Below are 6,326 nucleotides of genomic sequence, written 5' to 3' on the forward strand. Positions count from 1 at the left end.
AGGCTAAGCAGCGCTTGCAATAAAATAAGTCCACCGATGAGCGTAAAAATGATGCCACATACCGCATCAATATACACAGTGAGTGATTGCAAACGTTTTTGTAGGCGGGCGGTGGAGAGCATCCACGCCAAGGTTGAGAACCACATAAAAGAGAGCCCCCAAAGAATCAGCAAGGCGATACCTTTACCTGAAAAGGACATCCCCACAGGCACTAAACTCGACATTAAGCTGATAAAAAAGACCAAAGCTTTTGGATTAAAAATATTGGTGATAAAACCGCGGGAAAAGGCTTGGCGTTGATTTTCGATCAGCTTGTAGCGCTCATTGTTGACTCCGACAGCTTGTGGCGATCGCCAGGTGGTGTAGATGGATTTGAGTGCGCCCAAGCCTAAATAGAATAAATACCCCCCGCCGGCCAGTTGCACCATCGCAAACAGTGCGGGTTGTTGATGCACCAAATAGCTTATCCCTGTGAGGCTAAGCAATGAGTGAATGACAATGCCACATGATAACCCTAGCGCAATAAAAACTCCGGTTCTGCGACCGTAACGGGTGGAATTTTGTACCACCAGTGCCACATCTGGGCCGGGGCTTAATAATGCCATAAAATGTACGCCAGCCAATGTGGCCAATATGGAAAGTTCGTTCATGTATTCTCCTCATGTTTTACGGTGAGTATGCGTGGAGAAAACGTGCTTGCCTTGTAAATTTCTGACAGTTTGGTTAGTAAAGTGTGCGATTGATGGCGGAGGGTGGCAGGCCAAAGGTTGCTTTGAACGCCTTACTGAAATGGGCTTGATCATAAAAACCGACTTGATAGGCGACTTCAGTGCTAGAGGTGCCGGTTTTCAACAATTTCATCGCTTGCTCTAAACGTAAACGCAATAACCACGCATAAGGTGTGATGCCCGTTTGCGCCTTGAAATGGCGCTGAAACTGAGTGGGTGAAAGCTGGCAAAGCTGAGCGAGTTGTTCAAGGCGGATTGGTTGGTCGAGTTGACTGAGTACCCACTCTTTCAGCGTGGCGAGGTTGCGCTGGCCGAGCGGTTTAACCTCCGGCAGTTTCAAGTGGCTATAGCGTTCAAGCAAAGGTGTGAACCCTTGGTAGGGTAAGCAATCTTTAGCGAGTTGACTGAGCTTATCCTGCTTCATGGTGTGATGAAGTTGCAGCAGTGAGCAAAAAAGTGGCGCGTCATCGACTATTAACTGCTCAAAACCCAGCACTTGTTCAATCTGCTTGGCTTCTAAGGTTTGCTGTAGCCAAGTAGGTTCAATAGCAAACACTTGCACTTGGTAGCCAGAGCCATTGTGCGCTTGCCCATCGTGCAGCTCATCTGGCGACATCAGAACTACGCCGCCCCGTTGTACCTGATGCCAAGCGCCTTGGTGGTAGAAGCGCTGCGTTCCTTGAGTGATAAGGCCAATATGAATATCAAGATGGTAGTGGCGATCAAACGCAAACTGACGATAGTCTGCATCAATCAGACCGATCGCAGGATAGGCCGTTTGGCTGTAGCTCACTTTATCCATAGAGACCAAAATTTAGGGTTGAATAATGCAAGCTTAGCCAGCCATGTCGCCACTGTCTTGTAAAAAATGATCACAGTGCCCTCAATCGCTTTGACGAACGAGGGGAATAAACAATCCTAATTAAACGGATGCCCGTTGAGCGCGTCGCGCGGTTCGGCCTGTTTTTAAACCATCAAAACTGAACAGCAACAATGCAGCCCAAATAAAGGCAAAAGTAATGGCTTTATCACTAGAGAAGGCTTCACCGTAAACCAAGACAGCGAGCAAAAACATCAAGCTTGGGCCGATGTATTGGAAGAAACCCAGCGTTGAAAGTTTTAAACGCGTTGCTGCTCCTGTGAAACAAAGCAAAGGCAAGGTCGTGATGACGCCAGCTGCGATCAGCAGTAGATTGAGGTTAAGCGGATTGAGCGCCATATCTGAAGTTGGCGAGCTGGCGATAAACAACAGATAAATCAACGCCGCGGGCAACATCACCAAGGTTTCGATAAACAAACCTGTTTGGGCATCAACAGCCACTTTTTTACGCAGTAAGCCATACAAGCCAAAAGTGGTCGCCAAAGCGATGGCGACCACAGGAATCGAACCAAACACAATTAACTGAATGGCCACACCAATGGTGGCTAGCGCTACCGCGACCCACTGCAGTTTGCGTAATCGCTCACCAAGAAAAAGCATGCCGAGCACCACATTGAGCAGTGGGTTAATGTAATAGCCTAAACTGGCATCTAACATATGATTAGCATTGATCGCCCAGATGAAAATTAACCAGTTCACCGCAACCAGACAAGCGGTGGTCATTAGATAGATCATCTTTGATTTATGAGTAATCACACTGCGTACACTACGCCAGTTGCGGCCAAAATGAAGTAGTGCTGCTAACAAGAAAAACGACCACACTACGCGGTGAGTGAGGATCTCAAGTGCAGGAACATTGTTGATTGCTTTAAAATAGATCGGTGCGATGCCCCACATAGTGTAAGCACCAATAGCGAGTAAAACGCCTTGTCTGGAGCGTTGTTGTTCTTCTGCGGTCATGATGAATTCTCAAAGGAGTGAAGTGCTGAGCCAGCGAAACGATTCGACAGTATATACTGTTCCTCAAGTAAGTTGCAGCTTTGTTAATCGACCGCCTACTCGGGAGTTTGAATGGCGAATAATGGCCGAGAATCAAGTGATTCGCTTTACCGCTACATTTTGCGGTTTTATTCACCATCGAACCCCACTACAATAAGACGCTTTGCGGTATAGCGGTTGCTCTACCCCTTTTGTTCACCCTTGGAAATTTCATGACCGCAACGTTAATGGCTCAACAAACCGATCCTCAACCTGAGACACCGCACAGTATTTTACAGACTGTGTTCGGTTATCAGTCGTTTCGTGTCGGCCAGCAAGAGGTGATTGACGCTTCGTTAGCGGGGCAAGATAGCTTAGTTATCATGCCAACGGGTGGGGGGAAATCGCTCTGTTATCAGATCCCTGCGTTAGTCAAAGAGGGCATCACTTTAGTCATCTCGCCGCTCATTTCGTTGATGAAAGACCAAGTGGATCAGCTCAAAGCCAACGGTGTCGCGGCTGAGTGTATTAATTCAAGTATGTCACGTGAGATGCTGATGTCGGTATATAACCGAATGAACGCGGGGCAACTGAAGCTGATTTACGCGTCGCCTGAGCGTGTTTTGATGTCCGATTTCATCGAACGCTTGCAGCAGTTGCCATTGGCGATGATTGCCGTGGATGAAGCACACTGTATTTCTCAATGGGGGCACGATTTTCGCCCTGAGTATGCGGCGTTAGGCCAACTTAAACAGCATTTTTCACACGTGCCTTTTATGGCACTGACGGCAACGGCCGATGACGCCACGCGCGTGGATATTTTGCACCGTTTGCAGTTGCAAGAACCGCATGTCTATCTGGGCAGCTTTGATCGTCCTAATATCCGCTATACCTTGGTCGAAAAGCACAAACCGGTTTCACAGGTGATCCGCTATCTTGATACGCAAAGAGGACATTGCGGCATCATTTACTGTGGCAGTCGCAAAAAAGTAGAAATGCTGACAGAGAAACTGTGCAATAACCATTTACGAGCAGCCAGTTACCATGCGGGTATGGACGCCGATGAGCGCGCTTATGTGCAAGAAGCATTTCAGCGTGATGACATTCAGATAGTGGTTGCTACCGTCGCATTTGGAATGGGGATTAATAAACCCAACGTGCGTTTTGTGGTGCATTTTGATATTCCGCGCAACATCGAATCTTACTATCAAGAGACCGGGCGCGCAGGGCGAGACGGTTTGCCAGCCGAAGCGATGATGCTCTATGATCCGGCCGACATCAGTTGGCTGCGTCGAATGTTAGATGAGAAGCCGGAAGGGCCACAAAAGCAGGTGGAAAGCCATAAGTTGGGCGCGATGAGCGCTTTTGCTGAAGCACAAACTTGTCGCCGCCAAGTGTTGCTCAATTATTTTGGTGAATATCGAGACAAACCTTGCGGCAACTGCGATATCTGCCTTGATCCCCCCAAGCATTTCGATGCCACGCAAGAGGCGCAAAAAGCGTTATCGTGCGTTTATCGCGTCAACCAAAGTTTCGGTATTGGTTATGTGGTGGAAGTGATGCGCGGTATGCAAAATATCCGTATTCGTGAAAATGGCCACGACAAGCTCACTACTTACGGCATTGGTCGCGATCATAGCCATGATTATTGGGTGAGTATTTTCCGTCAGTTGATCCATAAAGGGTTGTTGCAGCAAAACATTACTCGCAATTCGACCTTGCAGTTGACGGAAGAGGCGCGACCGCTGCTGCGTGGAGAAATGCAATTAGAGTTAGCTATTCCACGCTTAGACACAGCCGCTCGTGCGGCGAAATCAGATAAGTTATCCAACAAAAACTACGACAAACCACTGTTTGCCAAATTGCGTAAATTGCGTAAATCGATTGCTGATGAAGATGGCCTGCCGCCTTACGTGGTCTTTAGCGATGCGACCCTAATTGATATGGCGGAAATATTGCCCACTTCGTACGGAGAAATGTTGGCCGTTAACGGCGTTGGGCAACGCAAGCTTGAAAAATACGCCGACCCATTTTTAGACCTGATTCAGGAGCACTTAACCCACCATGGCTGAGTTCGGTTTAGCACACAATTTACAAGATGAAGGGCGACTCGTCTTGAGTACACCGCGTTTTGATGTCGATACTTTTCCTGCACTAGGCGAGCGTTTGGTCAAGCAGCTTTCGGCTACAGTGATAGAAAAACAGTGGGATGCGGACATTCACTCATGGTTGATTGATTTTGAAGGTTGCTTACTTTTTCTCAAAGCCGAGCATTACAGCGAGTCGGTTTGGCTTGAAGCACTTGCCATCAAAGAGAGCCAAGAAGAGTTGGCGTTTCTCGCGCAATTATTAGCGCGAGGTTTCTAAGCGTGTAGATCAACTCTGCATATCCGCCTTTTGGTCCTTCATTATTAAGCTGCCATTGCTTATGATGAGGCAAACATCAAGGAGGCTGGCGTGAAATTTGAATCGATTCATCAAGAAGTTATCTCCGTTGAGCGTTTTACATGGCGCTGCTTACGCTATGCGGCGATCGCTGCGTTACTGCTGTTGACTGGTCTCATCCCCGGAGTGGTGGGTTTTGTCTACCTAGCTGATCTCCCGGCGGCGCAAGCGTGGTTGAATGCGCTTTCGATGGTCAGTGGTCTCGAGCTTCCCTACCCGATAATCAATCTGCATCTTGCGCCGAGCTTGCATCTCTTTTTAGCCTTTTACAGCTTATTTATCGAAACGGTCTTTTTCGTTTCATTGGCTACCCTATTTGCACCGATCATTCATCGCGTTTTTCATCGCATGCACTGCATTGAAGAGAGCGATTAATTCCGTTAAAAGATTTGACGAATATCAGATGAAATGTCTTGGATCAATTGACGCGCCGACTCGTCTCTTTGCTGTACAAGAGTAATAAACAACAGGTCGGTTAGAACGTTCTGCGCGGTGCGAGAGGCGATGGATGAGCTGCGATGTTCACTTTCATCGGCAATCGTATCAAAAGAGAGATCGGCTAATTCACGTAATCGATTTTTCTTCGGAGAGGTGAGCGCGATAACGCTTGCTCCTTGCTGCTTGGCCGCTTCGGCGGCAATCAAAATCTCTTTTCTCTCTCCTGAAAATGAAATCACAATTTGAACATCTTGCGCACCTAGCGTGCGTGCGGTGGCGATTTGTACGTGGCTATCTTGTTCTGTGAGCGCTGTGATGCCTAATTTCAGGAGCTTAAAAGCCAAATCTTTTGCGGTGAGCGCCGAGCCGCCGATACCGATAATTTGCACGCGGTTGGCGAGGTTTATCCACTGTACTGCTTGGCTGAAATGGGGAAATGAAAGCGCGTTTGTGGTGTGAAACATCGCTTCTGTTTTTGCTTGCACTAATTTTTGTGCGATCACTGCCAGTGGGTCGTCAGCCAGAATATTGCTATGCAGTGGCGTGGTCTGAAACGCCAATTTACGGCCAAGCTCTTCGGCCAGCGCTAACTTAAACTCACTGTAGCCCCTAAAGCCAATTTTCTGGGTAAATTTGACAATGCTCGATTGGCTGACTTTTGCGTGTTCGGCCAATGCTTGGCTGGTGGCGAGCGCGGCTTTTTCTGGATGAGCGATGATCCAATCGGCGATTTGTAATTCACTACGAGAGAGTTGAGTGCGGCGGCTGACGATTTTATGCATCACAGACATGCGCGATCCTTGTATTATTTAGAATAAATTATTCCAAATTTAAAATAACGAACATTAGTGTAGTGG

The 6,326-nt window shown here is 47.8% G+C and carries 7 protein-coding genes; 3 read left to right on the top strand and 4 right to left on the bottom strand.

All coding sequences use genetic code 11. The features are described from left to right. From B9J84_RS15340 to rarD, 3 genes are all read right to left on the bottom strand, one after another. Positions 1-650 (bottom strand): LysE family translocator (locus B9J84_RS15340; RefSeq protein ID WP_094124505.1); only part of this gene is annotated, 650 nt, incomplete at its 3' end. A gap of 73 nt (positions 651-723) precedes the next feature. After that, on the bottom strand, positions 724-1,530 hold the full coding sequence (locus B9J84_RS15345; protein WP_026028188.1) for an AraC family transcriptional regulator: 807 nt from the start codon (positions 1,528-1,530) through the stop codon (positions 724-726). Positions 1,531-1,650: 120 nt separating this feature from the next. Next, positions 1,651-2,568 carry an EamA family transporter RarD gene (gene rarD / locus B9J84_RS15350; protein WP_013855691.1) on the bottom strand — a complete coding sequence of 306 codons (918 nt, stop codon included), beginning with the start codon at positions 2,566-2,568 and terminating at the stop codon, positions 1,651-1,653. 251 nt (positions 2,569-2,819) lie between these two features. Here rarD and recQ point away from each other — a divergent pair, with 251 nt between their 5' ends. The 3 genes from recQ to B9J84_RS15365 all read left to right on the top strand — a co-directional run bounded on the left by recQ (position 2,820) and on the right by B9J84_RS15365 (position 5,406). After that, positions 2,820-4,658 (top strand): ATP-dependent DNA helicase RecQ, encoded by a 1,839-nt coding sequence (recQ, locus tag B9J84_RS15355; RefSeq protein WP_094124506.1) that lies wholly within the window; start codon positions 2,820-2,822, stop codon positions 4,656-4,658. Further along, positions 4,651-4,953 carry a DUF3630 family protein gene (locus B9J84_RS15360; RefSeq protein WP_013855693.1) on the top strand — a complete coding sequence of 101 codons (303 nt, stop codon included), beginning with the start codon at positions 4,651-4,653 and terminating at the stop codon, positions 4,951-4,953. The genes recQ and B9J84_RS15360 overlap by 8 nt, the downstream gene beginning before the upstream one ends. A 90-nt stretch (positions 4,954-5,043) precedes the next feature. Further along, on the top strand, positions 5,044-5,406 hold the full coding sequence (locus B9J84_RS15365; RefSeq protein WP_017043038.1) for a hypothetical protein: 363 nt from the start codon (positions 5,044-5,046) through the stop codon (positions 5,404-5,406). A gap of 5 nt (positions 5,407-5,411) precedes the next feature. Here the strand turns inward: B9J84_RS15365 and B9J84_RS15370 are convergent, their stop codons facing one another. Continuing rightward, entirely contained in the window at positions 5,412-6,260 is an 849-nt protein-coding gene (locus B9J84_RS15370) for a MurR/RpiR family transcriptional regulator (protein WP_094124507.1), read from the bottom strand. Positions 6,261-6,326: the final 66 nt, after the last annotated feature.

This window comes from Vibrio sp. V03_P4A6T147 (genome assembly GCF_002241085.1).
GTDB classification, from domain to species: domain Bacteria; phylum Pseudomonadota; class Gammaproteobacteria; order Enterobacterales; family Vibrionaceae; genus Vibrio; species Vibrio anguillarum.

Bases quoted from the DNA above. Each gene is read 5' to 3' on its own strand.
- B9J84_RS15360 (WP_013855693.1), top strand. From the start codon at position 4,651: ATGGCTGAGTTCGGTTTAGCACACAATTTACAAGATGAAGGGCGACTC.
- B9J84_RS15370 (WP_094124507.1), bottom strand. From the start codon at position 6,260: ATGTCTGTGATGCATAAAATCGTCAGCCGCCGCACTCAACTCTCTCGT.
- rarD (WP_013855691.1), bottom strand. From the start codon at position 2,568: ATGACCGCAGAAGAACAACAACGCTCCAGACAAGGCGTTTTACTCGCT.
- B9J84_RS15345 (WP_026028188.1), bottom strand. From the start codon at position 1,530: ATGGATAAAGTGAGCTACAGCCAAACGGCCTATCCTGCGATCGGTCTG.
- recQ (WP_094124506.1), top strand. From the start codon at position 2,820: ATGACCGCAACGTTAATGGCTCAACAAACCGATCCTCAACCTGAGACA.